The sequence below is a fragment of the Cedecea lapagei genome (genome assembly GCF_900635955.1).
In the GTDB taxonomy this organism is placed as follows: domain Bacteria; phylum Pseudomonadota; class Gammaproteobacteria; order Enterobacterales; family Enterobacteriaceae; genus Cedecea; species Cedecea lapagei.
Genome location: NZ_LR134201.1, coordinates 1,966,337 through 1,993,003, shown reverse-complemented (window position 1 = coordinate 1,993,003; position 26,667 = coordinate 1,966,337). Strand labels below are relative to the sequence as shown.

The 26,667-nt window shown below is 52.7% G+C and carries 23 protein-coding genes, 2 tRNA genes, 1 other RNA gene and 1 riboswitch; of the genes, 16 read left to right on the top strand and 10 right to left on the bottom strand.

Going from position 1 to position 26,667, the window contains the following annotated elements:
- Window positions 1-9: 9 nt before the first annotated feature.
- Window positions 10-79, top strand: a riboswitch (Fluoride riboswitch).
- A 125-nt stretch (window positions 80-204) separates the two neighbouring features.
- Window positions 205-582 (top strand): fluoride efflux transporter CrcB, encoded by a 378-nt coding sequence (gene crcB / locus EL098_RS09680; RefSeq protein ID WP_126356027.1) that lies wholly within the window; start codon window positions 205-207, stop codon window positions 580-582.
- 548 nt (window positions 583-1,130) lie between these two features.
- Here crcB and EL098_RS09675 read toward each other — a convergent pair.
- The 5 genes from EL098_RS09675 to EL098_RS09655 form a co-directional block, all read right to left on the bottom strand.
- Window positions 1,131-1,215, bottom strand: a tRNA-Tyr gene (locus EL098_RS09675).
- Between the two features lie 25 nt (window positions 1,216-1,240).
- A non-coding RNA gene (locus EL098_RS09670) (RtT sRNA) lies at window positions 1,241-1,371 on the bottom strand.
- Between the two features lie 43 nt (window positions 1,372-1,414).
- A tRNA-Tyr gene (locus EL098_RS09665) sits at window positions 1,415-1,499 on the bottom strand.
- Window positions 1,500-1,655: 156 nt separating this feature from the next.
- Complete coding sequence (purU, locus tag EL098_RS09660) at window positions 1,656-2,498, bottom strand: formyltetrahydrofolate deformylase (RefSeq protein ID WP_126356026.1); 843 nt, start codon at window positions 2,496-2,498, stop codon at window positions 1,656-1,658.
- A gap of 63 nt (window positions 2,499-2,561) precedes the next feature.
- Entirely contained in the window at window positions 2,562-3,017 is a 456-nt protein-coding gene (locus EL098_RS09655; protein ID WP_126356025.1) for a YchJ family protein, read from the bottom strand.
- Between the two features lie 114 nt (window positions 3,018-3,131).
- On the opposite strand from EL098_RS09655, the gene rssA reads away from it, so the two are divergent.
- The 4 genes from rssA to EL098_RS09635 all read left to right on the top strand — a co-directional run bounded on the left by rssA (window position 3,132) and on the right by EL098_RS09635 (window position 7,611).
- Complete coding sequence (rssA, locus tag EL098_RS09650) at window positions 3,132-4,040, top strand: patatin-like phospholipase RssA (RefSeq protein ID WP_126356024.1); 909 nt, start codon at window positions 3,132-3,134, stop codon at window positions 4,038-4,040.
- An 81-nt stretch (window positions 4,041-4,121) separates the two neighbouring features.
- Window positions 4,122-5,135, top strand: a complete 1,014-nt coding sequence (gene rssB, locus EL098_RS09645; RefSeq protein WP_126356023.1) for a two-component system response regulator RssB — start codon at window positions 4,122-4,124, stop codon at window positions 5,133-5,135.
- A 202-nt stretch (window positions 5,136-5,337) separates the two neighbouring features.
- Window positions 5,338-6,246: a UTP--glucose-1-phosphate uridylyltransferase GalU gene (galU, locus tag EL098_RS09640; RefSeq protein WP_126356022.1), complete on the top strand. Its 909-nt coding sequence runs from the start codon at window positions 5,338-5,340 to the stop codon at window positions 6,244-6,246.
- A 24-nt stretch (window positions 6,247-6,270) separates the two neighbouring features.
- On the top strand, window positions 6,271-7,611 hold the full coding sequence (locus EL098_RS09635) for a UDP-glucose dehydrogenase family protein (protein ID WP_126356021.1): 1,341 nt from the start codon (window positions 6,271-6,273) through the stop codon (window positions 7,609-7,611).
- 764 nt (window positions 7,612-8,375) lie between these two features.
- Here the strand turns inward: EL098_RS09635 and hns are convergent.
- Window positions 8,376-8,783, bottom strand: a complete 408-nt coding sequence (hns, locus tag EL098_RS09630; protein ID WP_126356020.1) for a histone-like nucleoid-structuring protein H-NS — start codon at window positions 8,781-8,783, stop codon at window positions 8,376-8,378.
- 555 nt (window positions 8,784-9,338) lie between these two features.
- Between hns and tdk the strand changes: the two genes are divergently transcribed.
- Window positions 9,339-9,944, top strand: a complete 606-nt coding sequence (gene tdk, locus EL098_RS09625) for a thymidine kinase (RefSeq protein WP_126356019.1) — start codon at window positions 9,339-9,341, stop codon at window positions 9,942-9,944.
- A 115-nt stretch (window positions 9,945-10,059) separates the two neighbouring features.
- Here tdk and adhE read toward each other — a convergent pair whose 3' ends face one another.
- Window positions 10,060-12,732 carry a bifunctional acetaldehyde-CoA/alcohol dehydrogenase gene (gene adhE, locus EL098_RS09620; RefSeq protein WP_126356018.1) on the bottom strand — a complete coding sequence of 891 codons (2,673 nt, stop codon included), beginning with the start codon at window positions 12,730-12,732 and terminating at the stop codon, window positions 10,060-10,062.
- 476 nt (window positions 12,733-13,208) lie between these two features.
- On the opposite strand from adhE, the gene EL098_RS09615 reads away from it, so the two are divergent.
- From EL098_RS09615 to EL098_RS09585, 7 genes are all read left to right on the top strand, one after another.
- Window positions 13,209-13,856 (top strand): YchE family NAAT transporter, encoded by a 648-nt coding sequence (locus tag EL098_RS09615; protein WP_126356017.1) that lies wholly within the window; start codon window positions 13,209-13,211, stop codon window positions 13,854-13,856.
- Between the two features lie 802 nt (window positions 13,857-14,658).
- Window positions 14,659-16,290 (top strand): oligopeptide ABC transporter substrate-binding protein OppA, encoded by a 1,632-nt coding sequence (oppA, locus tag EL098_RS09610; protein WP_126356016.1) that lies wholly within the window; start codon window positions 14,659-14,661, stop codon window positions 16,288-16,290.
- 108 nt (window positions 16,291-16,398) lie between these two features.
- Window positions 16,399-17,319, top strand: coding sequence for an oligopeptide ABC transporter permease OppB (gene oppB / locus EL098_RS09605; RefSeq protein ID WP_126356015.1), 921 nt, complete (start codon window positions 16,399-16,401; stop codon window positions 17,317-17,319).
- 12 nt (window positions 17,320-17,331) lie between these two features.
- Entirely contained in the window at window positions 17,332-18,240 is a 909-nt protein-coding gene (gene oppC / locus EL098_RS09600; RefSeq protein WP_126358402.1) for an oligopeptide ABC transporter permease OppC, read from the top strand.
- Between the two features lie 11 nt (window positions 18,241-18,251).
- The gene (oppD, locus tag EL098_RS09595) at window positions 18,252-19,265 is read left to right on the top strand and encodes an ABC transporter ATP-binding protein (RefSeq protein ID WP_126356014.1); all 1,014 of its coding nucleotides are present in this window, start codon (window positions 18,252-18,254) and stop codon (window positions 19,263-19,265) included.
- Window positions 19,262-20,266 (top strand): murein tripeptide/oligopeptide ABC transporter ATP binding protein OppF, encoded by a 1,005-nt coding sequence (gene oppF / locus EL098_RS09590; protein WP_126356013.1) that lies wholly within the window; start codon window positions 19,262-19,264, stop codon window positions 20,264-20,266. Before oppD ends, oppF begins: the two co-directional genes overlap by 4 nt.
- 52 nt (window positions 20,267-20,318) lie before the next feature.
- Complete coding sequence (locus EL098_RS09585) at window positions 20,319-21,164, top strand: ion transporter (RefSeq protein ID WP_126356012.1); 846 nt, start codon at window positions 20,319-20,321, stop codon at window positions 21,162-21,164.
- A 27-nt stretch (window positions 21,165-21,191) separates the two neighbouring features.
- Here the strand turns inward: EL098_RS09585 and EL098_RS09580 are convergent, their stop codons facing one another.
- Complete coding sequence (locus tag EL098_RS09580) at window positions 21,192-21,521, bottom strand: HI1450 family dsDNA-mimic protein (RefSeq protein ID WP_126356011.1); 330 nt, start codon at window positions 21,519-21,521, stop codon at window positions 21,192-21,194.
- Window positions 21,522-21,558: 37 nt separating this feature from the next.
- Window positions 21,559-23,019 carry a cardiolipin synthase gene (gene cls / locus EL098_RS09575; RefSeq protein WP_126356010.1) on the bottom strand — a complete coding sequence of 487 codons (1,461 nt, stop codon included), beginning with the start codon at window positions 23,017-23,019 and terminating at the stop codon, window positions 21,559-21,561.
- A 146-nt stretch (window positions 23,020-23,165) separates the two neighbouring features.
- On the opposite strand from cls, the gene EL098_RS09570 reads away from it, so the two are divergent.
- Window positions 23,166-23,345, top strand: coding sequence for a YciY family protein (locus EL098_RS09570; protein ID WP_126356009.1), 180 nt, complete (start codon window positions 23,166-23,168; stop codon window positions 23,343-23,345).
- A gap of 110 nt (window positions 23,346-23,455) precedes the next feature.
- Here the strand turns inward: EL098_RS09570 and EL098_RS09565 are convergent, their stop codons facing one another.
- Window positions 23,456-23,752 carry a YciI family protein gene (locus EL098_RS09565; RefSeq protein WP_126356008.1) on the bottom strand — a complete coding sequence of 99 codons (297 nt, stop codon included), beginning with the start codon at window positions 23,750-23,752 and terminating at the stop codon, window positions 23,456-23,458.
- 223 nt (window positions 23,753-23,975) lie between these two features.
- Here EL098_RS09565 and tonB point away from each other — a divergent pair, with 223 nt between their 5' ends.
- Complete coding sequence (gene tonB / locus EL098_RS09560; RefSeq protein ID WP_197718564.1) at window positions 23,976-24,704, top strand: TonB system transport protein TonB; 729 nt, start codon at window positions 23,976-23,978, stop codon at window positions 24,702-24,704.
- Window positions 24,705-24,996: 292 nt separating this feature from the next.
- A complete protein-coding gene (locus tag EL098_RS09555) occupies window positions 24,997-26,658 on the top strand; it encodes a ShlB/FhaC/HecB family hemolysin secretion/activation protein (RefSeq protein WP_126356006.1) in 1,662 nt (553 codons plus the stop codon).
- Window positions 26,659-26,667: the final 9 nt, after the last annotated feature.

Sequence of the window (26,667 nt, the reverse complement as noted above, 5' to 3'; positions counted from 1 at the left end):
GCTTCAGAATATTTTCAGGGTGATGGCGTTCCACCTTTCCCAACCGCCTCTTTCGAAGGCTGATGACGCCTGGTATAACTCCTTTAGTATGGGAGGGTATCAGGCCGATCAATTATCCGCTCTGCCTGTTTTCCCTGCTATAGCTTAAAGTAACTCATTATTATCTAATAACATTTTGCCATTGAGGCAACTTGTGAGGGAAACATGGTTAAATCACTCTTTGCAGTTATTGTCGGCGGCTCGGCGGGATGCGTCATTCGCTGGCTGCTGGCCGTACGCCTTAATGGCCTTTTTCCTCATCTGCCCCTGGGGACGCTGGCGGTTAACCTGCTGGCGGGGTTGATCATCGGCGGCGCGCTGGCGTTCTTTCTTCGCCAGCCGCAGCTCGATCCCGGCTGGAAGCTGCTGATCACCACCGGCCTGTGCGGCGGGATGAGTACCTTTTCGACCTTTTCGGTTGAGCTTTTCTCCCTGCTGCAGGGCGGAAATTATCTCTGGGCAATGGCATCCATCTTCGCCCATGTATTTGGCTCGCTGGTGATGACCGCGGTCGGCTTTTTTATTATTAATGCCGTGATGTAAGCGATGAGTTGCGGGCCTGAGTGCCGGGTCCGCCCGTTCACTGGCGTGAGTCGAATCTTAATCGAAGCTTCTCGTCCTTCCCCAGCGGGAATCTGGAAGATTCTGCAAATTTAAAGGTCTGAATTTTTTCTGAGAGAGGGTGGCGGGGGAAGGATGACCGCGCAGCGCGCGTTCTCACTGGCGTGAGTCGAACCTTAGTCGAAGCTTCTCGTCCTTCCCCAACGGGTATCTGGAAGATTCTGCGAATTTAAAGGTCTGGATTTTTTCTGAGAGAGGGTGGCGGGGGAAGGATGACCGCGCAGCGCGCGTTCTCACTGGTGTGAGTCGAACCTTAGTCGAAGCTTCTCGTCCTTCCCCAAGGGGAATCTGGAAGATTCTGCGAATTTAAAGGTCTGGATTTTTTCTGAGAGATGGTGGCGGGGGAAGGATGACCGCGCAGCGCGCGTTCTCACTGGCGTGAGTCGAACCTTAGTCGAAGCTTCTCGTCCTTCCCCAACGGGTATCTGGAAGATTCTGCGAATTTAAAGGTCTGAATTTTTTCTGAGAGATGGTGGCGGGGGAAGGATTCGAACCTTCGAAGTCGATGACGGCAGATTTACAGTCTGCTCCCTTTGGCCGCTCGGGAACCCCGCCAGGGGCAATGCTTTTAATACTGAGATGGTGGTGGGGGAAGGATTATTCGTCGCTTCACTCCTCACCCTTCGGGCCGCTGCTTTAGCAGCGTTATCTCGCTTTCGCTCGATTCGAACCTTAATCGAAGATTCTCACCCTTCCCGATAAGCGAAAACTTTGCCTCATCTCATCGGTATTACCACATCGCTGCGGTGAATAATGGTGGTGGGGGAAGGATTCGAACCTTCGAAGTCGATGACGGCAGATTTACAGTCTGCTCCCTTTGGCCGCTCGGGAACCCCACCACGGGTAATGCTTTTTACTGGCCTGCTTCGCTGCGGAAGCGGGGCGCATCATATCAAATGAAGCGCCGCTGTAAAGCCTTCACGTTAAGAAAATGAATCGTTTGCCGATTTTTTACGCGTAGCGCCGTAAAGCTAACCAATTCATTTTCCGCGTGATTACAGAATGATCGTGCGGTTGCCGTAGACGAAGACGCGCTGCGCCAGCACTTCATACAGCGCGCGGCTCAACACATTTTTTTCTACGTCACGTCCGGCCCGCATCATATCGTCTGCGGTATAGGTGTGATCGACGTGAATAACGTCCTGCATAATGATTGGGCCTTCGTCCAAATTATCATTAACGTAATGCGCGGTGGCGCCGATAATCTTCACGCCGCGCTCATAGGCCTGATGATAAGGGCGAGCCCCGATAAACGCCGGCAGGAACGAGTGGTGGATATTGATAATCTGGTTCGGGAAGCGGGCGACAAATTCTGGCGTCAGCACTCGCATATATTTAGCCAGGACTACGTAGTCTGGTTTGTGCGCGTCGATGGCGTCAGCCATTTGCATATCGTGCTCTTCACGGGTCATGCCTTCATGGCTGACAAGCTGGAACGGAATATCAAAACGCTCCACTAAAGTACGCAGGGTTTCGTGGTTGCCGATGACGGCCGCAATTTCCACGTCCAGGCCACCGTAGGTGGATTTCATCAGCAAATCGCCCAGACAGTGGGCTTCCTTGGTGACTAAGATGACTATGCGGCGGCGGCCGGCCGGGGTGAGTTCACGAACAGAACCTTCCGGTAGCGCGCTGTCGAGGTCTGCCATCAGCGTTGTGTCGTTAAAGATGCCTTCCAGCTCGGTGCGCATAAAGAAGCGACCGGTACGATGATCGACAAATTCATTGTTCTGGACAATATTGAGTTCGTGTTTGTAGCAAATATTGGTGATTCGCGCGATGAGACCCTTTTGATCGGGGCAGATTGTGCGGAGAACTTTACGTTGTAATGCCTGCATGAAGAGAGAAATCCTGTTGAACGGTGTTTGCGAAACAATAATGCTGTTATGAAGGGAAGGCTATCACCCGCAGCATTTTTTATATTTTTTACCTGAACCGCAAGGGCAGGGGTCATTACGACCGAACTGCGGGCGGAGGCCATCGATATAATACCATTGGCCGCTTTCCCTGACGAAACGGGAACGTTCGATTATCGCACTTTGCTTGCCGTTTTCGCGAAAACGAGCAACGAAACTGACAAATCCTTCGTTGGCATCTTTGCCTTCGGCCTCTTCGTATATCGTCAGGCCCAGCCATTCCGTTTCGCCAAAACCGTTGGATATTTCTGATTTTAAAGAGGGGCTGCGGCAGCTCTCATGCCAGCTGGACACCAGATAATCGGCATTCTGCTTCACAAATGCAGTATAACGAGAGCGCATAAGCTGTGACGGGCGTTGCGGATACTGCCCAGCGCTTAGGTAAGGCTGGCAACATAAGCTATACTCCGATCCGCTGCCACAGGGACAAAGTTGCAACATTGCATCTCCAGGAAAAAATAAACGGCGTCAAAAACACTACGGCAGCGCTTATGTTAACTGAGCAGTAGCGTTGGCGTCACGGAGTGATTACCGGGGAAGATTGACCGAGGCGTGATGAGACAGGTAAAGATCGGCCTGGCATTGGGGTCGGGTGCTGCAAAAGGATGGGCGCACATTGGCGTAATTAATGCGTTAAAAAAAGCAGGGATTCAGATTGATGTTGTAGCAGGTTGCTCCGTAGGCGCGCTGGTGGGGGCTGCCTACGCCAGTCGCCGGTTGCCGGTCATGGAACGGTGGGTAAGGTCGTTTAGCTACTGGGATGTCCTGCGTCTGATGGATCTGTCCTGGCGCCGCGGAGGGTTGCTTCGCGGTGAGCGCGTGTTCAACAATATTCGCAACATTATCCCTGAAACGGCTATCGAAGGCTGCGGCATGAGATTTGGCGCCGTGGCGACCAACCTTAGCACCGGGCGAGAACTGTGGTTTACCGACGGTGATTTACATCAGGCTATCCGTGCCTCCTGCAGCATGCCCGGGCTTCTGTCGCCGGTGGCGCACAATGGTTACTGGCTGGTAGACGGGGCGATAGTTAACCCGGTGCCGATTTCTCTGACACGTGCTCTGGGCGCGGATATCGTTATCGCGGTGGACTTACAGCACGATGCCCATCTGATGCAGCAAGATTTACTGTCGGTGAACATGACGCCATCGGCCGACGAGCCGTTGGCGCAGGCTACCTCCTGGCGTGGCCGGCTTCGCGAGCGTCTGGGGAAGATGACCAGCCGCCGTGGGAACGTCACGCCTACCGCGATGGAAATCATGACCACCTCCATTCAGGTGCTGGAAAATCGCCTCAAGCGCAACCGAATGGCAGGGGACCCTCCTGATATTCTTCTACAACCGTTTTGCCCGCAAATCTCGACGCTGGACTTTCACCGCGCCTCAGAGGCCATTAAGGCTGGCAGCTTAGCGGTAGAGAAAAAAATGGATGAGCTGCTACCTCTGGTCCGTACTCATGATTAAGTTACCGCTTAGACCTTTTTTGACAGGCGCTCGTTGCGATACCGTGCCACTATTGAAATATGACCAGGCAGAGGAAAGCGCATGAGTCACCCGCTGGAAGGAAAGCAGATCCTCATTGTTGAAGACGAGCCCGTTTTCCGCTCTCTGCTGGACAGTTATCTTACTTCGCTCGGGGCGCTAACCCTGGTTGCCCGGGACGGTATGGACGCGCTCGAAAAACTGGCGCAATCCGTTCCGGACCTTCTGATTTGCGATCTGGCGATGCCGAGAATGAACGGGCTTGAGCTGGTGGAGCATATTCGCAATGAAGGTAACCAAACCCCCATACTGGTGATCTCTGCGACCGAAAATATGTCTGATATCGCCCAGGCCCTGCGGCTTGGCGTGCAGGACGTTTTGCTGAAACCAATTAAAGATCTTAATCGTTTAAAAGGGACGGTTTTATCCTGCCTCTACCCGGCAATGTTTAATTCACGGGTGGAAGAGGAGGAGCGTCTCTTTCAGGACTGGGATGCTCTGGCGCGCGACCCTCAGGCTGCCTCAAAGCTCCTGCAAGAGCTACAGCCGCCGGTGCAGCAGGTTATGTCCCACTGCAGGATAAACTATCGCCAGCTAATCTCTGTCGATCAGCCTGGTCTGGTGCTCGATATTGCACCGCTTTCAGATACTGACTTAGCATTTTATTGCCTCGACGTAACGCGTGCCGGCGATAACGGTGTATTAGCGGCGCTGTTGTTACGTGCGTTATTCAACGGATTACTTCAGGAACAACTTTCTCATCAGGGACAGCGGTTACCGGAATTGGGTAATTTACTGAAACAGGTCAATCAGCTATTGCGGCAGGCAAATCTGAGCGGGCAATTTCCACTCATCGTGGGTTATTATCACAGCGGATTAAAAAACCTCATTCTTGTCTCTGCCGGGCTTAATGCGACACTCAATACCGGCGAGCACCAAATCCAGGTCAGCAACGGGGTGCCGCTAGGCACGCTGGGCAACGCTTACCTGAATCAAATCAGCCAACGGTGCGAAGCGTGGCAGTGCCAGGTGTGGGGCTCTGGCGGCCGTTTACGGCTGATGTTGTCTGCAGAATAAACAACGGAACAACTGATTACATTTAGCTTTTTTCCCGGAACCCGGGCGATGGTAATATCGCGACCAACCTAATCGTATTTGTCTTAAATTAGCCGCTACCGGGGTAAACGGGGGGCGGTTTTTGTTTTTAAGCTGATATACTCAACCGCGTTTTTAAATTGACGACAAGTGTGAAACTTGAACAGTCCTGGAGGTTTTTTCAATGGCTGCCATTAATTCTAAAGTAACTAAAGCTGTTATCCCGGTTGCGGGATTGGGAACGCGCATGTTGCCGGCAACAAAGGCAATTCCAAAAGAGATGCTGCCGCTGGTTGATAAGCCGCTGATTCAGTATGTCGTTAATGAGTGTATCGCCGCCGGTATTACTGAAATCGTGCTGGTCACCCACTCCTCAAAAAATTCCATCGAAAACCACTTCGATACCAGTTTTGAGCTGGAAGCGATGCTTGAGAAGCGCGTTAAGCGTCAGCTTCTGGAAGAAGTGCAGTCTATTTGCCCTCCGCACGTCACCATCATGCAGGTGCGTCAGGGTCTGGCTAAAGGCCTTGGCCACGCGGTGCTGTGCGCTCACCCAGTAGTTGGCGATGAGCCTGTCGCGGTTATTCTGCCGGATGTGATTCTGGATGAATTCGAGTCTGATCTTTCTCAGGACAACCTGGCGGAGATGATCCGTCGCTTCGACGTGACCGGGAACAGCCAGATCATGGTTGAGCCTGTTGCCGATGTGACCGCCTATGGCGTGGTTGACTGCAAGGGCGCATCGCTCTCTGCGGGTGACAGCGTGCCGATGGTGGGGATTGTCGAGAAGCCAAAAGCGGACGTCGCCCCGTCAAACCTGGCCGTTGTAGGTCGCTATGTGCTGAGTGCGGATATCTGGCCGCTGCTGGCGAAAACGCCTCCGGGTGCAGGGGATGAAATCCAGCTTACCGACTCTATTGCCATGCTGATGGAAAAAGAGACCGTTGAGGCCTACCACATGAAGGGCGTAAGCCACGATTGCGGCAACAAACTTGGCTATATGCAGGCGTTTGTTGAGTACGGTATTCGTCATAAAACGCTGGGTGAAGATTTTAAAACCTGGCTTGAAGCCACCGTTGGCGCGAAGAAATAAGTTAATTCAACGCAGGATGGTAAGATGAAAGTTACCGTATTTGGTATTGGCTACGTTGGCCTGGTGCAGGCCGCCGTGCTCGCCGATGTTGGGCACGATGTGATGTGCATCGACGTAGACGCAAAGAAAGTGGAAAACCTGAAAAAAGGTGAAATCCCTATCTTTGAACCAGGCCTTGCGCCGCTGGTAAAGAAGAATTATGAGGAAGGGCGCCTGCAGTTCAGCACCAATGCTGAAGAAGGCGTTAACCATGGCGAAATGCACTATATCGCCGTGGGAACACCGCCGGATGAAGATGGCTCCGCTGACCTGAAATATGTGACGGCTGTTGCACGCACCATCGCGCAGTATATGGATTCGCACAAAGTCGTTATCGACAAATCAACGGTACCCGTTGGCACGGCCGATAAAGTACGTGCGGTGATGGAAGAAACCCTCAAATCTCGTGGTCTGGAGATTAAATTTGACGTGGTTTCTAACCCGGAATTCCTGAAAGAAGGTGCTGCGGTTGCCGACTGCATGCGTCCCGAGCGCATCGTCATCGGTACAGATAACGAAGAGGTTATTGACCTTCTCCGCGAACTGTACGAGCCGTTCAACCGCAATCACGATCGTATGATTCTGATGGATATCCGCAGTGCAGAGCTGACCAAATATGCAGCTAACTGCATGCTGGCGACCAAAATCAGCTTTATGAATGAAATTGCGAACCTGGCCGAGCGCCTTGGGGCTGATGTCGAGAAGGTGCGCATGGGGATTGGCTCCGACTCCCGTATTGGTTACAGCTTCATCTACCCTGGCTGCGGCTACGGCGGTTCATGCTTCCCGAAAGATGTCCAGGCGCTGATTCGCACCGCCGAGCAGATCGGCTATACGCCACGCATTTTGCAGGCGGTCGAAGAGGTTAACTATGCCCAAAAGCAAAAATTACCGGAATTCATTACCCGCCACTACGGCGAGGATCTGAAAGGGAAAACTTTTGCGCTCTGGGGCCTGTCGTTTAAGCCGAATACGGATGATATGCGTGAAGCTTCCAGCCGCGTATTGATGGAAGCGCTCTGGGAGCGTGGAGCGGACGTGCAGGCTTACGATCCTGAAGCCATGGATGAGACTCAGCGTATTTACGGTCACCGCAGCGATTTAAGGCTGATGGGGACCAAAGAGGCCGCCTTACAGGGCGCTGATGCATTAGTTGTCTGTACCGAATGGCAGAGCTTTAAGGCTCCGGATTTCGAACTGATGAAGAAATCGCTGAAACAGCCCGTTATCTTTGATGGTCGTAACCTTTATGACCCTGAAAGACTCAACAGGCGCGGTTTTGTCTATTATGCCATCGGCCGCGGCGCCTCTATTAATATTGTTTAAGTAATCACCCTCCTGGTTATTTAACGAGACCGGCACGCCAGCGCTCTCAGCAAGCCTGTGCGCTGCCGGTCACGTTCCCTTTCTCAGTATACTCACGATATAACACCTCGTCGCTACCGCGTGTCTAAGCGGCATATGACCCTGTATAAGTGTTGCTTTCGATCGAAACAATCATGGCCATCTATAATACGCCCTGGCGAGTATGGGTAGCATATTATTTGACCGCATCAGGCCTGCGGCTGAATAGTAGCCACAAAGGTGAACGCCAGAACAGTGAGGTAAAGTAAATATTAGCGAGAAAAGTGATAGGGCTATATTGAAAAAAAACCTCAGAGGGGTGCCCGTCTATGCTTAGGGGGGGATACTTAAGGCAGGATAAAGACGCGCGTAAGGCGTACTCAATAATGACAATAAGTAAGAGTTATCGACATGATTAGCCATTGCATCGGGTAATGGTTCAACTCTTTCTGGCAATATCACATTTTTTTTTGATACCGCTATCAGGGTATATCACGTTCGCAAAGGGTTAACTGAAGCGCGTTAAATCATTTTCAGAGTTAACCTGATGATTGGCGAGTGAAATTGACTGTACTAAAGGACAGGTATTGTATCTAAAAATATTTAGTCGATTCATTAATAAAGAAACGTAAGGAGGTTTATGATTGTTTTTCTGAGGTGTGATTCTGCGGCGAGGTTAAAGTCAGTGGGTTTCAGAAATAGAAAATCCCGCCGAAGCGGGATCTTAATAAGCAGCACTGAGAGGATTAAAGCAGGAAGTCTTCCAGCTTCTTGCCTTGCTCGTCCATCGCTTTCTTGATAACGGCTGGGGTACGACCCTGGCCAGTCCAGGTTTTAGTTTCGCCGTTTTCATCGACGTACTGATATTTAGCAGGGCGCGCTGCGCGTTTTGCTTTGCCTGCAGATTTAACAGCGGCAATGCTGTTAAGCAGTTCGTTAGGGTCAATACCGTCAGCAATCAGCATTTCGCGGTATTGCTGCAGTTTACGAGTGCGCTCTTCAACTTCAGCGGCTGCCGCGTTCTCTTCTTCACGACGCTCGTTAACAACAACTTCTAATTTTTCCAGCATTTCTTCCAGTGTTTCCAGAGAGCATTCTCTCGCCTGGGCACGAAGAGTACGGATGTTGTTCAGAATTTTAAGTGCTTCGCTCATTGTAGTAATCTCAAACTTATTATTGGAGGGGTAACGTTAGAGCTAATAATAGAGCCTAATATTAAGTTCTGCAATAGCCGTGAATGTAAGGAATTCAAAATTTGCTGATATATATGCGCTGGTTTAAATACGGTTAACTTAATTTTTGACGTGCAGGCCACACACCATGGCACTTTAAGACTCAATTTTTAGACAACAACCCTGCCATTGAAAGGGTTTGTCGGGTGTAAAAAAAAGATAAAATTTCGCATTAATCATCAAATATCAACCACAGCTATAAATGGCGATGGATGATTCAGGCTGTTTACAATTTATAATAATTGAGTAAGTGAACCATTTCCTTAACAGGTGATTTAGGTGCAGAGCCAGCCCGAACAGAGCGGTCTACGTTTACGAGGGGGGTTGCTATTACCCGCCGTATAAGCGTGATTTATTAATATAACTGATACGATTAACCCTGATCTTTAGCAAGGTAATTGGTCATCCACGGCGGCAGGCCGCTGTGGTACAATCTGCCGCAACATATTTTACATTTTGCTTCAGGCTACGGGTGCAATGGCTCAACTCTATTTTTACTACTCAGCAATGAATGCGGGAAAATCGACGGCGCTGCTTCAGTCATCATGGAATTATCAGGAAAGAGGGATGCGCACGCTGGTCTATACGGCCGAGATTGATAACCGCTTTGGCGTCGGCAAAGTTAGCTCGCGCATTGGCCTGTCCTCTCCGGCAAGGCTTTATAACCAGACAACGGATCTGTTTGCCGACATTCGTGCGGAACAGCAATCCGCGCCGGTTCATTGCGTTTTGGTTGATGAAAGCCAGTTCTTATCTAAAGAGCAGGTTTATGCTTTATCTGACGTTGTCGATGAGCTGGACATTCCTGTTTTATGTTATGGCTTGCGCACGGATTTCCGCGGCGAATTGTTTAGCGGCAGCCAGTACCTGCTGGCGCTGTCCGACAAACTGGTTGAGTTGAAAACGATTTGCTTCTGCGGCCGCAAAGCGAGCATGGTTCTTCGCCTCGATCAGAATGGACGCCCTTATAATGAAGGCGAGCAGGTAGTGATTGGCGGCAATGAACGCTATGTCTCCGTTTGCCGTAAACATTATAAAGAGGCGTTAAATAAGGGCTCTCTGCAGGAGATTCAGGGGAGTTAACGCCGTGAGGGCTTGTGGTGCCCCCACTGCGTTAAATGCGCTCAGAGGACTGTACAATCCGTTCAGATATAAAAAAACCCGCCGGAAGGCGGGTTTTGTCTTTAAGAACGACTGATTAGGCCGTTTTCTTCGCTTTTTTATCAGCTTTAACTGCCGGTACGGCTTCTTTCGCCACGGCACCCTCTACATACGGACGACCGTAGTAGGTATCCAGCAGAATCTGTTTAAGTTCAGAAATCAGCGGGTAGCGAGGGTTTGCGCCGGTACACTGGTCATCAAACGCATCTTCAGACAGCTTGTCAACGTGGGCCAGGAAGTCCGCTTCCTGTACGCCAGCTTCACGAATGGACTTAGGAATACCCAGTTCAGCCTTAATAGACTCCAGCCATGCCAGCAGCTTCTCGATCTTAGCCGCGGTACGGTCACCCGCTGCGGTCAGACCAAGATGGTCTGCAATTTCAGCGTAGCGGCGACGGGCCTGAGGGCGGTCGTACTGGCTGAACGCAGTCTGTTTGGTTGGGTTGTCATTCGCGTTGTAGCGGATAACGTTGGAGATGAGCAGGGCGTTCGCCAGACCGTGAGGAATGTGGAACTGTGAACCCAGTTTGTGGGCCATTGAGTGACACACGCCGAGGAAGGCGTTAGCAAACGCGATACCGGCGATGGTCGCCGCGTTGTGAACGCGTTCACGGGCAACCGGGTTTTTAGAACCTTCATTGTAGGAGGCTGGCAGGTTCTCTTTCAGCAGTTTCAGCGCCTGTAGAGCCTGGCCGTCAGAGAATTCGCTTGCCAGGACGGAAACGTAAGCTTCCAGCGCGTGAGTCACGGCATCCAGACCGCCAAAGGCGCAGAGCGACTTAGGCATATCCATCACCAGGTTGGCATCAACAATCGCCATGTCCGGGGTCAGCGCGTAGTCAGCCAGCGGGTATTTCTGGCCTGTCGCATCGTCGGTAACAACCGCGAACGGCGTCACTTCAGAGCCGGTACCGGAAGTGGTGGTCACCGCAATCATCTTCGCTTTTACGCCCATTTTCGGGAACTTGTAGATACGTTTACGGATATCCATAAAGCGCAGCGCCAGCTCTTCGAAGTGGGTTTCCGGGTGTTCGTACATCACCCACATGATTTTGGCTGCGTCCATCGGGGAGCCGCCGCCCAGCGCGATGATCACGTCTGGTTTGAAGGAGTTCGCCAGCTCCGCGCCTTTGCGAACGACGGTCAGCGTAGGGTCAGCTTCAACTTCGAAGAAGACTTCGGTTTCTACCCCGGCCGCTTTCAGCACGGAGGTAATCTGATCCGCATAGCCGTTGTTGAACAGGAAGCGGTCAGTCACGATCAGCGCACGTTTGTGGCCATCAGTAATCACTTCGTCCAGCGCGATGGGCAGGGAGCCACGGCGGAAGTAAATAGATTTCGGAAGTTTATGCCACAACATGTTCTCAGCTCGCTTAGCAACGGTTTTCTTGTTGATCAGGTGCTTAGGACCCACGTTTTCAGAGATGGAGTTACCGCCCCATGAGCCACAGCCCAGCGTCAGGGAAGGGGCCAGCTTGAAGTTGTACAGGTCGCCGATACCCCCCTGGGAAGCCGGGGTGTTAATCAGGATACGTGCGGTCTTCATTTTGTCACCGAAGAACTTCACGCGCTCAGGCTGGTTGTCCTGGTCAGTATAAAGGCAGGAGGTATGGCCGATACCGCCCATCTCAACCAGTTTTTCTGCTTTAACAACGGCGTCTTCGAAGTTCCTGGCGCGGTACATGGCCAGCGTCGGGGACAGTTTTTCGTGAGCGAATGGCTCAGACTCGTCCACCACGGACACTTCGCCGATCAGAATTTTGGTGTCTGCCGGCACGGTGAAACCGGCCAGTTCAGCAATTTTGGTGGCTGGCTGACCGACAATAGCCGCGTTCAGGGCGCCATTCTTCAGGATGATGTCCTGAACGGCTTTCAGCTCTTTACCCTGCAGCAGGTAGCCGCCGTGGGTTGCGAAACGTTCACGCACTGCGTTATAGGCAGAGTCGACAACGATGACGGACTGTTCAGAAGCACAGATAACGCCGTTATCGAAGGTTTTGGACATCAGAATAGAAGCTACAGCACGCTTGATGTCTGCGGTCTCGTCAACCACAACCGGGGTGTTACCGGCGCCAACACCGATCGCAGGTTTACCGGAGCTATAGGCTGCTTTAACCATGCCTGGGCCACCGGTTGCCAGGATCATATTGATATCCGGGTGGTGCATCAGGGCGTTAGACAGTTCAACAGAGGGCTGATCGATCCAACCGATCAGATCTTTTGGTGCGCCGGCAGCGATGGCCGCCTGCAGCACGATGTCCGCCGCTTTATTGGTAGCATCTTTAGCACGCGGATGCGGGGAGAAGATGATAGCGTTGCGGGTCTTGAGGCTGATTAACGATTTGAAGATGGCGGTAGAGGTTGGGTTAGTGGTGGGCACAATACCGCAGATAATGCCGATAGGTTCGGCGATAGTGATGGTACCGAAGGTATGATCTTCAGACAGCACACCACAGGTTTTTTCATCTTTGTAGGCGTTATAGATATATTCGGAAGCGAAGTGGTTTTTAATCACTTTATCTTCGACGATACCCATACCGGATTCGGCGACGGCTAATTTAGCCAGGGGGATTCGAGCGTCGGCAGCGGCCAGGGCGGCAGCACGGAAGATTTTATCGACTTGCTCTTGAGTAAAGTTGGCATATTCACGCTGGGCTTTCTTTACGCGCTCGACGAGGGCGTTCAGTTCCGCGACATTAGTTACAGCCATAATGCTCTCCTGATAATGTTAAACTCTTTTAGTAAATGAGCGGCGCGAGTCGACAGTATAGTCAGCAGCAGCAGAATGCGTGTTTAAGACGAAACGCAGCCGTAAAAAATAGCTGGAGCGATGCGCTGATTTACTAAAAGAGCCTTACCTGAATAAGCCGTTTTAGTCGAAAAACCTGCTCTTCAGATGTGTCCAAGATTACCCACTTCTGAGTAGGTTTTTCGTGATCTAAATCACAAGTATCTCAGGCTGACACCATTCAGCTAGCGCTATCCAGGTGACTGATAAATCTTTAAAAATTCAGTCACAGCAACCTCGAAACAAAGTACCATAAATTCAACATTCAGATAACAGTTCACCCCCGTGTTAAAATGCGTGGCTGCTGCTGGCGCTAATGCCGGGAAATAGCGTAGCGGTGGGGATGTTTTTCCATTACATTACGCCTGCTTTTGCTTTGTTTATTTGCGGAGTTTTGCGTGGCTCAATCCTTTTTCGATATGCCGACCTATATTAAGTTCTTTATCGGGATGTTTGCTCTGGTCAACCCGGTAGGAATTATTCCCGTCTTTATCAGTATGACCAGCTATCAGAGTGCGGCGGCAAGAAATAAAACCAATCTTACTGCCAACCTCTCGGTGGCGATTATTCTCTGGACCTCGCTGTTTCTTGGCGACGGCATCCTGCAGGTCTTTGGCATCTCTATCGACTCATTCCGCATCGCTGGCGGCATCCTGGTGGTCACCATTGCGATGTCGATGATCAGCGGCAAGCTGGGTGAGGATAAGCAGAACAAGCAGGAAAAGTCAGAGAGCGCCATTCGTGAAAGCGTTGGGGTTGTGCCGCTGGCATTACCGCTGATGGCGGGGCCGGGGGCCATTAGCTCCACCATCGTCTGGGGAAGCCGCTACCATAACTGGGGCCATCTGCTGGGTTTCTCCCTTGCCATTGCGCTGTTCGCTTTCTGCTGCTGGCTGCTGTTCCGCATTGCTCCGTGGCTGGTGCGTATGCTGGGGCAGACGGGGATCAACGTTATAACCCGTATTATGGGGCTTTTACTGATGTCGCTGGGGATTGAATTTATCGTCACCGGGGTGAAAGCCATCTTCCCGGGTTTGTTAAGTTAATTCCGCTGTCACTTTCAAATGAAAAAGCAGAATCTCTTCTCTGCTTTTTTTCTCTCTTTGCCTCCTGCTTCCCCTGCCGCCTTGCGCTTTTTTAAGCAAAAGTTAATGCGAATCTTTCATAAGAAAATGCTTTGGAAAACCGTACATTAGCGGTTGACCTTGTAACAGGTTGTACAGAAAAGTGGCAATCGAAATGATATTTAGCTGCCGTTATGCAATCAGGCTTGCTGCGGGTTTAGTGAGATGATATTAGTAATTCATGCCTTCCCGCAGAGGAATGTGCTAAAAAATAATCAATTGTTAATTTTTTGTGAGTGATGAGGCGGGTCAGGAACAGCTCCCCCTTCCGATGCAGCGATACTATGTTAAGCCCATGATTATAAAGATTATGGTTAAGCTAACTCAAATCCCTGTCACGCATCGTTTTCCCCACAATCTCTCCATAAAAGAGAAATGGTTAACAAATTTGCAAATTGTATTGGCGGGTATCTGGCGCTTTTGATACTTTCCGGGCAAAACAATTCGCTGAAAAACGTTTCTTTTGTAGATGAGAATGATTACACCGCGTCATCATTCCCTGCGGAAATAGAAAATTAATGGCCGTCGAACACGCAATCGGCGGCCTACCCGAATCGACGTAATGAGGCTGTCTTAGAGAATGGCCCGTAAATAAAGTCGGTGATAGCGAAAAAGGAAAGCAGTATCCCGTACGGACGTTTAACGCTCCTGCGCTGTAAGGGACCCCTGAGGGGAAGAGGCCGGCTTCCGGGTCGGTAATTATAATGAGTGGAGTACCAACACAATGACAAATATCACTAAAAAAAGCCTGATTGCAGCGGGCATCTTAACTGCGCTAATTGCTGGTAATGTCGCGATGGCGGCAGATGTTCCGGCGGGTGTCCAATTGGCAGAGAAACAGGATCTGGTTCGCAACAACGGCTCTGAACCTCAATCTCTTGACCCTCACAAAATTGAAGGCGTCCCTGAGTCCAATATTAGCCGCGACCTGTTTGAAGGGCTGCTGATCAGTGATTTACAGGGGCACCCAACCGCGGGCGTTGCAGAATCCTGGGATAATAAAGACGCTAAAGTCTGGACTTTCCATCTGCGTAAAGACGCAAAATGGTCCAACGGTGACCCGGTTACCGCACAAGATTTCGTTTACAGCTGGCAGCGTCTGGCGGATCCGAAAACCGCTTCTCCGTACGCAAGCTACCTGCAATACGGCCACCTCGCGAATATCGACGATATTATCGCCGGCAAAAAACCGACCAGCGATCTGGGCGTTAAAGCTGTCGACGATCATACTCTGGAAGTCACGCTGAGCGAGCCGGTTCCTTATTTCTACAAGCTGCTGACTCACCCATCTATGTCTCCAGTGCCGAAAGCCACTATCGATAAATTCGGCGACAAATGGACTCAGCCTGCCAACATCGTGACTAACGGCGCATTCAAATTAAAAGATTGGGTAGTTAACGAACGTATCGTTCTGGTGCGTAACGCTAATTACTGGGATAACAAGAAAACCGTTATCAACCAGGTCACCTACCTGCCAATCTCTTCTGAAGTGACGGACGTCAACCGCTACCGCAGCGGCGAAATCGACATGACTTATAACAACCTGCCGATTGAGCTGTTCCAGAAGCTGAAAAAAGAGATCCCAACGGAAGTCCACGCCGATCCGTATCTGTGCACCTATTACTATGAAATCAACAACCAGAAAGCACCGTTTACCGACGTACGTGTACGTACCGCGCTGAAACTGGGCCTGGATCGTGACATCATCGTAAATAAAGTGAAAAACCAGGGTGACCTGCCGGCTTATGGCTACACCCCACCGTATACCGATGGCGCGAAACTGACCAAACCAGAGTGGTTCAGCTGGTCTCAGGACAAACGTAACGAAGAAGCGAAGAAACTGCTGGCTGAAGCGGGCTACACCAAAGACAAACCGCTGACCTTCAACCTGCTGTACAACACCTCCGATCTGCACAAGAAGCTGGCTATCGCCGTGGCTTCCATCTGGCAGAAAAACCTCGGTGTGAACGTTAAGCTGGAAAACCAGGAGTGGAAAACCTTCCTCGACACTCGTCACCAGGGCACCTTCGATATCGCGCGTGCTGGCTGGTGTGCGGACTATAACGAACCGACCTCCTTCCTGAACACCATGCTGTCCGACAGCTCGAACAACACCGCGCACTATAAGAGCCCGGCGTTCGATAAGATTATTGCCGATACTCTGAAAGCCAGCGATGAAGCCCAGCGCACCGCGCTGTACGACAAAGCTGAACAGCAGCTTGATAAAGACTCCGCTATCGTACCGGTTTACTACTACGTTAACGCCCGTCTGGTTAAGCCGTGGGTAGGTGGTTATACCGGTAAAGACCCGCTGGATAATGTCTACGTGAAAGATCTGTACATTATCAAACATTAATGGCAATTCGTGGGGCAGGGCTCACCGGCTGCGGCCGGTGAGCAAGCCTTGCCCCATCGTGTCTTATTTACATCGCACTGCAAAGGCACAGGCCAGAAGGTACGGGCAATGTTGAAATTTATTCTACGTCGTTGTCTGGAAGCAATTCCGACACTCTTTATTCTTATAACGATCTCCTTCTTTATGATGCGTCTCGCACCAGGTAGCCCTTTTACCGGTGAACGTACGCTGCCGCCGGAAGTAATGGCGAACATCGAAGCGAAGTATCACCTGAACGATCCCATCACTACTCAGTACTTCAGCTACTTAAAACAGCTGGCGCACGGGGATTTTGGACCTTCATTTAAATACAAAGATTATTCCGTGAATGACCTGGTGGCTTCGAGCTTCCCGGTTTCCGCTAAATTAGGCGCAGCTGCCTTCATCTTTGCCATCGTGCTTGGTGTTTCGGCGGGCGTCATTGCGGCACTGAATCAGAACACCAAATGGGATTACACGGTAATGGGCTTTGCCATGACGGGGGTGGTTATCCCCAGCTTCGTGGTGGCGCCGTTGCTGGTACTGATATTCGCCATTACCCTCAAGTGGCTGCCCGGCGGCGGCTGGAACGGTGGGGCGCCGAAGTACATGATTCTGCCGATGATCGCGCTGTCTCTGGCCTATATCGCCAGCATCGCGCGTATCACCCGCGGCTCAATGATTGAAGTTCTGCACTCTAACTTTATCCGCACCGCTCGCGCGAAAGGCCTGCCGATGCGTCGTATCGTGCTGCGCCACGCCCTGAAACCCGCTCTTCTGCCGGTCCTGTCCTACCTTGGGCCAGCATTTGTCGGGATTATCACTGGCTCAATGGTTATTGAAACGATTTATGGCTTGCCGGGCATCGGTCAGCTGTTTGTTAACGGTGCGCTGAACCGTGACTATTCACTGGTTCTCAGCCTGACCATTCTGGTCGGTGCGCTGACGATTCTGTTCAACGCGGTGGTTGACGTGCTGTATGCCGTTATCGACCCGAAAATCCGTTACTAAGCTGGAGTGGCCATAATGTTGACTAAGAAAAACAGCGAGGCGCTGGAAAACTTCAGTGAAAAACTGGAGGTTGAAGGCCGTAGCCTGTGGCAGGACGCGCGTCGCCGTTTTATCCATAACCGCGCGGCAATCACCAGTTTAGTGGTGCTGGCGCTGATTGCACTGTTCGTGGCGTTTGCTCCGGTACTGTCGCAGTTTACCTACTTTGATACCGACTGGGGCATGATGTCTGCCGCGCCAGATCTGGCCTCCGGACACTACTTCGGGACTGACTCGTCGGGGCGTGACCTGCTGGTGCGCGTCGCTATCGGCGGGCGAATCTCGCTGATGGTGGGCGTGGCTGCCGCGCTGGTGGCAGTGGTTGTGGGCACGCTATACGGCTGCCTGGCGGGCTATCTCGGCGGTAAAATTGACTCCGTGATGATGCGCCTGCTGGAGATCCTGAACTCCTTCCCGTTCATGTTCTTCGTGATCCTGCTGGTGACCTTCTTTGGGCAAAACATCCTGCTTATCTTCGTGGCTATCGGGATGGTCTCCTGGCTGGATATGGCGCGTATCGTGCGCGGTCAGACTCTGAGCCTGAAGCGCAAAGAGTTTATCGAAGCGGCGCACGTGGGCGGTGTCTCTACGATGAATATCGTGCTGCGCCATATCGTGCCAAACGTACTGGGCGTGGTGGTGGTTTACGCCTCGCTGCTGGTCCCAAGCATGATCCTGTTTGAATCTTTCCTGAGCTTCCTGGGTCTGGGTACTCAGGAGCCTCTGAGCAGCTGGGGCGCATTATTGAGTGATGGTGCGAATTCCATGGAGGTATCACCGTGGCTGCTGCTGTTCCCGGCAGGCTTCCTGGTGATTACGCTGTTCTGTTTTAACTTTATCGGCGATGGCCTGCGTGATGCCCTCGACCCGAAAGATCGTTAAGGAGTACCTCCATGAGTACTATTGAAACCTCTCCGGTGGCCGCTCCACTGAACAAATCTGAGATCCTGCTTGACGTCAAAGATCTGCGCGTGACCTTCGGCACGCCGGACGGTGACGTAACGGCGGTAAACGACCTCAACTTTAGCCTGCGTGCCGGTGAAACCCTCGGTATCGTTGGTGAGTCCGGCTCCGGTAAATCCCAGACGGCCTTCGCGCTGATGGGGCTGTTGGCGACTAACGGCCGCATTGGCGGTTCTGCGAAGTTCAACGGCAAAGAGATCCTGAACCTGCCGGAAGCCCAGCTTAACCGCCTGCGCGCCGAGCAAATCTCAATGATTTTCCAGGATCCAATGACCTCGCTGAACCCGTACATGCGCGTGGGCGATCAGCTGATGGAAGTCCTGATGCTGCACAAAAAGCTCGGCAAGGCGGAAGCCTTTGAAGAGTCCGTGCGCATGCTGGACGCGGTGAAAATGCCGGAAGCGCGTAAACGCATGCGCATGTTCCCTCACGAGTTCTCTGGCGGTATGCGTCAGCGCGTGATGATTGCCATGGCGCTGCTGTGCAGACCTAAGCTGCTGATTGCCGATGAACCTACCACGGCGCTGGACGTGACCGTCCAGGCGCAGATCATGACGCTGCTGAACGAGCTGAAACGCGAATTCAACACGGCGATCATTATGATCACCCACGACCTGGGCGTTGTGGCCGGCATCTGCGACAAAGTACTGGTGATGTATGCCGGGCGTACCATGGAGTATGGCAACGCGCGCGACGTGTTCTACAAACCGGTGCACCCTTATTCCATTGGCCTGCTTAACGCGGTGCCGCGTCTGGACGCGGAAGGTGAGTCTCTCCTGACTATCCCGGGTAACCCACCGAACCTGCTGCGTTTACCGCAGGGCTGTCCGTTCCAGCCTCGCTGTCAGTTTGCAATGGAAGCTTGTAATAGTGCTCCGCCACTGGAGCAGTTTGGTGATGGCCGCCTGCGTGCCTGCTTTAGACCGGTGGAGGAATTAGTATGAGCACCGTTGCAGAAGAGAGAAAAGTGCTGTTAGAGATTGCCGATCTGAAGGTCCACTTTGACATCAAAGACGGCAAGCAGTGGTTCTGGCAGCCTTCAAAAACCCTGAAAGCCGTCGACGGCGTTACGCTTCGCCTGTATGAAGGGGAAACCCTGGGCGTGGTGGGCGAGTCCGGCTGCGGCAAATCAACGTTCGCCCGCGCCATCATTGGCCTGGTGAAAGCGACGGACGGCCGCGTTGCCTGGCTGGGCAAAGATCTTCTGGGCATGAAGCCGGAAGAGTGGCGCGACGTGCGCAGCGACATTCAGATGATTTTCCAGGATCCGCTGGCTTCTCTGAACCCGCGTATGAACATCGGCGACATTATTGCCGAGCCGCTGCTGACCTATCATCCTAAAATGCCTAAGCAGGAAGTTCGCGACCGCGTGAAGGCGATGATGATGAAAGTCGGCCTGCTGCCAAACCTGGTGAACCGCTATCCGCATGAGTTTTCCGGCGGCCAGTGCCAGCGTATCGGCATCGCCCGCGCGCTGATCCTCGAGCCTAAACTGATCATCTGCGATGAGCCCGTTTCCGCGCTGGATGTATCGATTCAGGCGCAGGTCGTTAACCTGCTGCAAAAACTGCAGCGGGAGATGGGGCTTTCGCTTATCTTTATCGCTCACGACCTTGCCGTCGTTAAGCACATCTCCGATCGCGTTCTGGTGATGTATCTGGGGCATGCCGTCGAACTTGGCACCTATGACGAGGTTTACCACAATCCTTTGCATCCCTACACCAAAGCGCTGATGTCGGCGGTGCCGATTCCTGACCCGGATCTGGAAAAGAATAAAACGATTCAGCTGCTGGAAGGGGAGCTTCCCTCGCCAATCAACCCGCCTTCAGGCTGCGTCTTCCGCACACGCTGCCCGATCGCCGGACCGGAATGCGCGAAAACTCGTCCTCTGCTAGAGGGAAGTTTCCGTCATGCGGTTTCCTGTCTGAAGGTTGACCCGCTATAATCTCGCCATGGGCCAGCACCGAGCTGGCCCTTTCTTTTGTGCGAGGATCACTGTGTCAGGGAATATCTCTTCACCTCGGGCGCTGCTTTACCGCTTTCTGTTTGACCAAAATACCCGTTCCGGACGTCGATTCGAGGCTTTTTGTGGCCTGCTGGCGCTGCTTAGCGTTGCCGTTGTTTTTACCGAATCGAGCGTAGGGAGCGATCCGAGGTTAACGTTCGGTGAATGGCAGCTTTTCATCTGGCTGGAAATCATCTTTACGCTGCTGTTTACCTGCGAATACGTACTGCGCGTGTTGACGTGGCCTAAACCTATCGGCTACGTGTTTAGCTTCTGGGGCATCATCGACCTGGCAACCATGTTGCCGCTGTATGTGCTGTGGCTGTGGCCAGAATTTGCTATTCACTACTATTTTGCCTGGCGAGCGATGCGGGCCATTCGCGTGCTGCGCATTCTGAAGCTTCTGCGCTATATGCCTGCGCTAAAAAGCCTGTGGCGCAGTCTGATCAACGCCAGCAATCAGCTGATCCTCTTCTACTCGTTTATTGCCATCGTGATGGTGGCGGCGGGCGCGCTGATGTATGGCATAGAGGGGAAGGCCAACGGCTTTACCAGCCTGGGCGTAGCGGTCTACTGGGCGGTTGTGACCGTGACCACCGTTGGCTACGGCGATATTGTGCCGCACACCGCGCTGGGCCGATTCGTTGCGTCGCTGCTGATCTTGATTGGCTATTCGGTAATTGCTATCCCGACAGGGATTTTAACGTCTCAAATGTCTCAGGATATGCAAAGACGGGGAGCGGTGAGGGAGTGTACCCGCTGTCATCAGCAGGATCATGCGGCGAATGCGCACTACTGTAAAACCTGCGGCGAGCATTTACCGCCGAATGAGAAGTAACAGAGCGGCCCGCGGGCCGCTCTGAGGTCACTCACGCCACAGAATGTGGCAAAGCTTGTGGTCTTTCTCACGGCAAAGCAGGACGCGAGCAAAGATATCGTTGAGCTCGCCGCCGTCGGTCTCGGCGAGCCCGATGACGACTTCTGCGAAGAAGTCAGGGTTCAGATCGAAATCAACGTGTTCCTGCCAGTCTTCAGCCGGGTCGAAAAGCTCTGCGCCGCCACGCTCCTCGAACTGCAGATTAAAAAGAATAATATCTGCAGGGTCGAGGTTATCGCCCGCCAGTTCGAGAAAAATGTCGTACGCCTGCTCTAAAGTCTCGTCTTCGGTCAGGCGGTTGTTCAGATCCATTTCCATGTCTTCATCCACTTATCGTGTGCTGATGCGCCACGTTTTACAGCAACGGACTAAAGAAGTAAAACAGTCGCTCAGCCATACGCTGCCAGAGCGGGCGTTTTAGCCACAATTGCGCATCTAACAGCCGCGAACGTGAAATATAATCATCCTGTACCGCCGCTAAATCACCGGCAAAACCTTCATCGTCGATCACCAGCGTGATCTCAAAGTTGAGCCACAGGCTACGCATATCCAGGTTTACGGTGCCTACCAGGCTTAGCTGCCCGTCAACCAGCACGCTCTTCGTATGCAGCAGTCCCCCTTCAAACTGATAGATCTTCACGCCGGCGGCCAGCAGTTCGGTAAAGAAGGCGCGGCTTGCCCAGCCGACCAGCAGGGAATCATTTTTGCGCGGGACGATGATGCTCACGTCTACGCCGCGCTGGGCAGCGGTACAAATCGCGTGAAGAAGGTCGTCGCTTGGCACAAAGTAGGGGGTGGTCATGATCAGGTATTCCCGCGCCGCGTAGACGGACGTCAGTAAAGCCTGATGAATCAGATCCTCCGGGAATCCTGGGCCTGAAGCAATGGTATGGATGGTGTGGCCGCTGGCTTCTTCAAACGGCATGATGTTTTCATCCGGCGGCGGCGGGAGGATGCGTTTGCCGGTTTCTATCTCCCAGTCGCAGGAATAAACGATGCCCATTGCGGTGGCGACGGGGCCTTCCATACGCGCCATTAAATCGACCCACTGACCTACATTGGCATCCTGTTTGAAGAAGCGAGGATCGACCATATTCATGCTGCCGGTATAGGCGATATAGTTGTCGATCATCACCATCTTACGGTGCTGACGTAAATCCATACGGCGCAGGAAAACACGCATCAGGTTAACTTTCAGCGCCTCGACCACTTCAATGCCGGCGTTGCGCATCATATTGGCCCACGGGCTGCGGAAGAAAGCCACGCTGCCGGCGGAGTCCAGCATCAGCCGGCAGTGAATGCCGCGACGTGCCGCGGCCATCAGCGATTCCGCAACCTGATCGGCCATTCCGCCTGGCTGCCAGATATAGAACACCATCTCAATGTTGTGACGCGCCAGCTGAATATCGCGGATCAGCGCCTGCATGGTATCGTCAGAGCTGGTCAAAAGCTGGAGCTGGTTGCCCTTAACGCCTGCAATACCCTGGCGACGCTCGCAGAGCTGGAACAGCGATCCGGCGACCTCGCTGGTTTCTGAGGCAAAGATATGTTTGCAGTGCTTCAGGTCCTTAAGCCATTTTGCCGTTGAAGGCCACATGGCGCGCGCGCGTTCTGCGCGTCGTTTACCGAGGTGCAGCTCCCCGACGGAGAGATAGGCAATAATCCCGACCAGCGGCAGAATATAGATGATCAGCAGCCAGGCCATCGCCGAAGGGACAGCGCGGCGTTTCATCAATATACGCAACGTAACGCCGGCGATGAGCAGCCAGTAGCCGAGAATAACCAGCCAGCTCACCACGGTATAGAAGGTTGTCATGCCTTAAAAATCCTTTTGAAACCGAAGAGTTGAGAGTGTACGCAGAACTTCCAGCGCTTAATACTAAAAGTATACGCAAAACGGATGGTTTGCCCGCCAGAAGGTTCTATAATGGCGTGTCTTTTTTGGATAATTGAGTCGCGGAAATGAGACGTAGCAGAACGGAAGTCGGGCGTTGGCGGATGCAGCGCCAAACGCAAAAACGCAGGGCGCGTTGGCTGGAAGGCCAGTCCCGGCGCAATATGCGTATTCATGCCATTCGTAAGTGTCTGGTTAACCAGCAGCGCAACTCGCTGTTATTTGCCATCCACGATCGCTGGGCATAAGAACAGGGCACCGCGTGCGGTGCCCCTCAAATTTTGCCTCTTATCAACACTCTTCCTGATGGCCGGTATTCATTGCCGGGGCAGGAGTGGCGTCGGATCACTCAGCGCAATCAGAACACTTTTTTGAACGGCTTGACGGCAACCTGGCTGTAAACGCCAGCGGCGACATACGGATCTGCCTCTGCCCAGGCTTTCGCCTCTTCCAGCGACGCAAACTCAGCAATCACCGTAGAGCCGGTAAAACCTGCCGCGCCGGGCTCGTTGCTGTCGACAGCCGGCAGCGGGCCCGCGGTCAGCAGTCGGCCTTCATCACGTAAAATCTGGAGGCGAGCAAGGTGTGCAGGGCGGACGGACAAACGTTTTTCCAGCGAGTCGGCAATATCTTCGGCATAAATGACGTACAACACGAGCGCACTTCCTTCTTGATGTTGGATTGTGAACCAAGTTAAGTGAATGCCGTCCAGACTGCAATTGAAAGATAAACAGGATGTTAAATCCATGAGCTGATGGCGGAAAAATGACTCACTGCGCAGGAAAATGTGCGCCATTGCACGATGCGTTATTGAATATGATTGCTATTTGCATTTAAAATTGTCGTCTCTTAAAGATACTGAAGCCATTATGACGTCAATGACCCTGGATTTACCTCGCCGCTTTCCGTGGCCGACTCTTCTCTCTGTCGGGCTTCATGGTGCCGTTGTGGCCGGGTTGCTCTACACCTCGGTACATCAGGTTATTGAGACCCCAGCGCCATCGCAGCCGATCAGCGTCACCATGGTTGCCCCAGCAGACCTTGAACCTCCGCAGCCAGCGGTAGTTCAGCCGCCGCCGCCACAGCCGGTGGCCGAGCCAGAGCCTGAACCAGAACCGATCCCTGAGCCACCGAAAGAAGCGCCGGTGGTGATCCACAAACCGCAGCCTAAGCCAAAACCGAAACCTAAGCCGGTGAAGAAAGTCGAGCAGCCGAAGCGTGAGGTCAAACCGGTGGAGCCTCGCGAGGCGAACCCTTTTGAAAATAATGCCCCGGCTCAGCCATCGCCTGCTCCGGCAGCCAAACCGGCACCGGCCGCGCCTGCACCATCAGCCAATACCGGGCCACGTGCTCTTAGCCGTGACAGACCACAGTATCCGACGCGCGCCTTTGCGCTACGTATGGACGGCAGCGTTCGCGTGAAGTTTGACGTCGATGCCGATGGCCGCGTAAATAACGTGGAGATCCTCTCCGCTCAGCCGGCGAATATGTTTGAACGTGAGGTTAAACAGGCGCTGAAGAAATGGCGTTACGAAAGCGGCAAGCCAGGAGAGGGCCTCATCGTCAACTTCAAGTTCCGTATCAGCGGCGGCGCAAGCATAGAGTAAACCCATATCATCCCCGCACCATGAGGTCGCACATGAAGATGTGCGGCCTTTTTTGTTATTTACTGCAGGATATTTAAGACCCTGTCAGGTGATTATTGAAATAGTGATGGTTTATTTAAAATTCCATGTAATTCAGATTGTTAGTAATTATTGATTAACTTATCCTAAATTTTATAAATAGACTTATCGCAAATTAACTACCAATAATAATAGGTTGCGCATTCAGGACTTTTCTTATTTTAAGGTGGGCTGGCATACTTACAAAAACTGACAATGAATTCACTTTGACTTTATGCGCTCTCTCCATAAAGCCGCCTTTTTGTGCGCGCTACTCTATCACCCTGCGGGCTATGCAGCTCCACTTACGCCTGCCGACAGGGATGCGGTGCAGCAGCAACAGCAGGACTTGTTGTTACAGAACCAGCAGCAGAGGGAGGAGATCCAGCGGAGTCTGCAGCCACGCCCTTTAGCGCAGCCATCGAGTTCTGAGCAAGGTCCCTGCTTCACTATCCGCCAGATCGACATCGATAATACAACGCTGCTTTCTGAGCGTAGCCAGAGCAGGTTAATCTCTCCTTATATCAATCAATGTCTCGGTATGGAGAAGATCAATAAGCTGACCCGCGATATTTCTGACTGGTATATCAGCCGCGGGTATATCACCAGCCGCGCTTTTCTGACTGAACAGGATCTCTCCGCAGGCACGCTGCACATTGCCGTGCTTGAAGGAACATTGCAGGCTATCCGTATCGAGGGTACGTCATCGCGTCAGCTTAAAATGGCGTTTCCGGGGCTGGAAGGAAAAATACTCAACCTGCGCGATATTGAGCAGGGAATGGAACAAATTAACCGGCTACGGACCACGCCGGTGCAAATTGAAATATTGCCGGGAGAGAACGCGGGGCAGTCGATTGTTAATCTCACCGCAACGCCAGAGTTTCCGCTTTCCGCCGCGCTGGGGTTTGATAACAGCGGGCAAAAAAGCACCGGTACCGGGCAGCTTACCGGCTCGTTGACCGCCAATAACCCGCTAGGGCTGGCGGATAAATGGTTTATTAGCGGCGGGCGCAGCAGCGATTTTGCCAAAGACCACGATGCACAAAGTTTTCAGGCCGGAGTCAGCGTGCCATGGGGCTACAGCCTGGTCGATTACAGCTACAGCTGGAGCGACTATCTCACCACCCTGGATAACAAAGGCTATCTGTGGCATTCCACGGGACGAGCCGAAACGCATCGTCTGAATCTTTCCCACGTACTCTATCGAAACGGCGACCTGAAAACCGCCGCCTCTTTGGGCCTGACTCATCGAATCAGCCGTAACTATCTCAATGATGCGCCTCTGCTTAGCAGCAGCCGCAAGCTCACCAGCCTGCAGTTTGGCCTCAACCATACGCAGAAAATTGCCGGCGGCGTGGCGACCCTGAACCCCTCTTTTAGCCGCGGCGTGCCGTGGTTTGGCGCTGAAAACGATAACGGCAAGCGCGGCGATGTGCCAAAAGCCGGGTTCAGAAAATGGAGCGTCAGCGCCAGCTTCCAGCGGCCCGTGACGCAAAAAATCTGGTGGTTAACGAGCGTTTATGGGCAGTGGTCACCGGACCGACTTTACGGCAGCGAGCGCTTAACGATCGGTGGAGAAAGCTCGGTGCGCGGCTTTAAAGAACAATATCTTTCCGGCGACAACGGCGGCTATCTTCGCAACGAGCTGAGCTATTCCCTGTTCAGTCTCCCTTATCTTGGGGAGGTCAGCCTTATCGCTGCGGTTGATGGCGGCTGGCTGCGTAATGACAACGACGATCGGCAGGCCTCCGGGACGCTGTGGGGTGCCTCGAGCGGCATCAGCGTGGCCGGACGCTATTACTCCAGCCAGTTTACGGTTGGCACGCCACTTCACTATCCGGGCGATCTGGCCCCGGATCGCCTTGTGATTTATTACCGCCTGGGTCTGGCAATTTAAGGTAGAGAG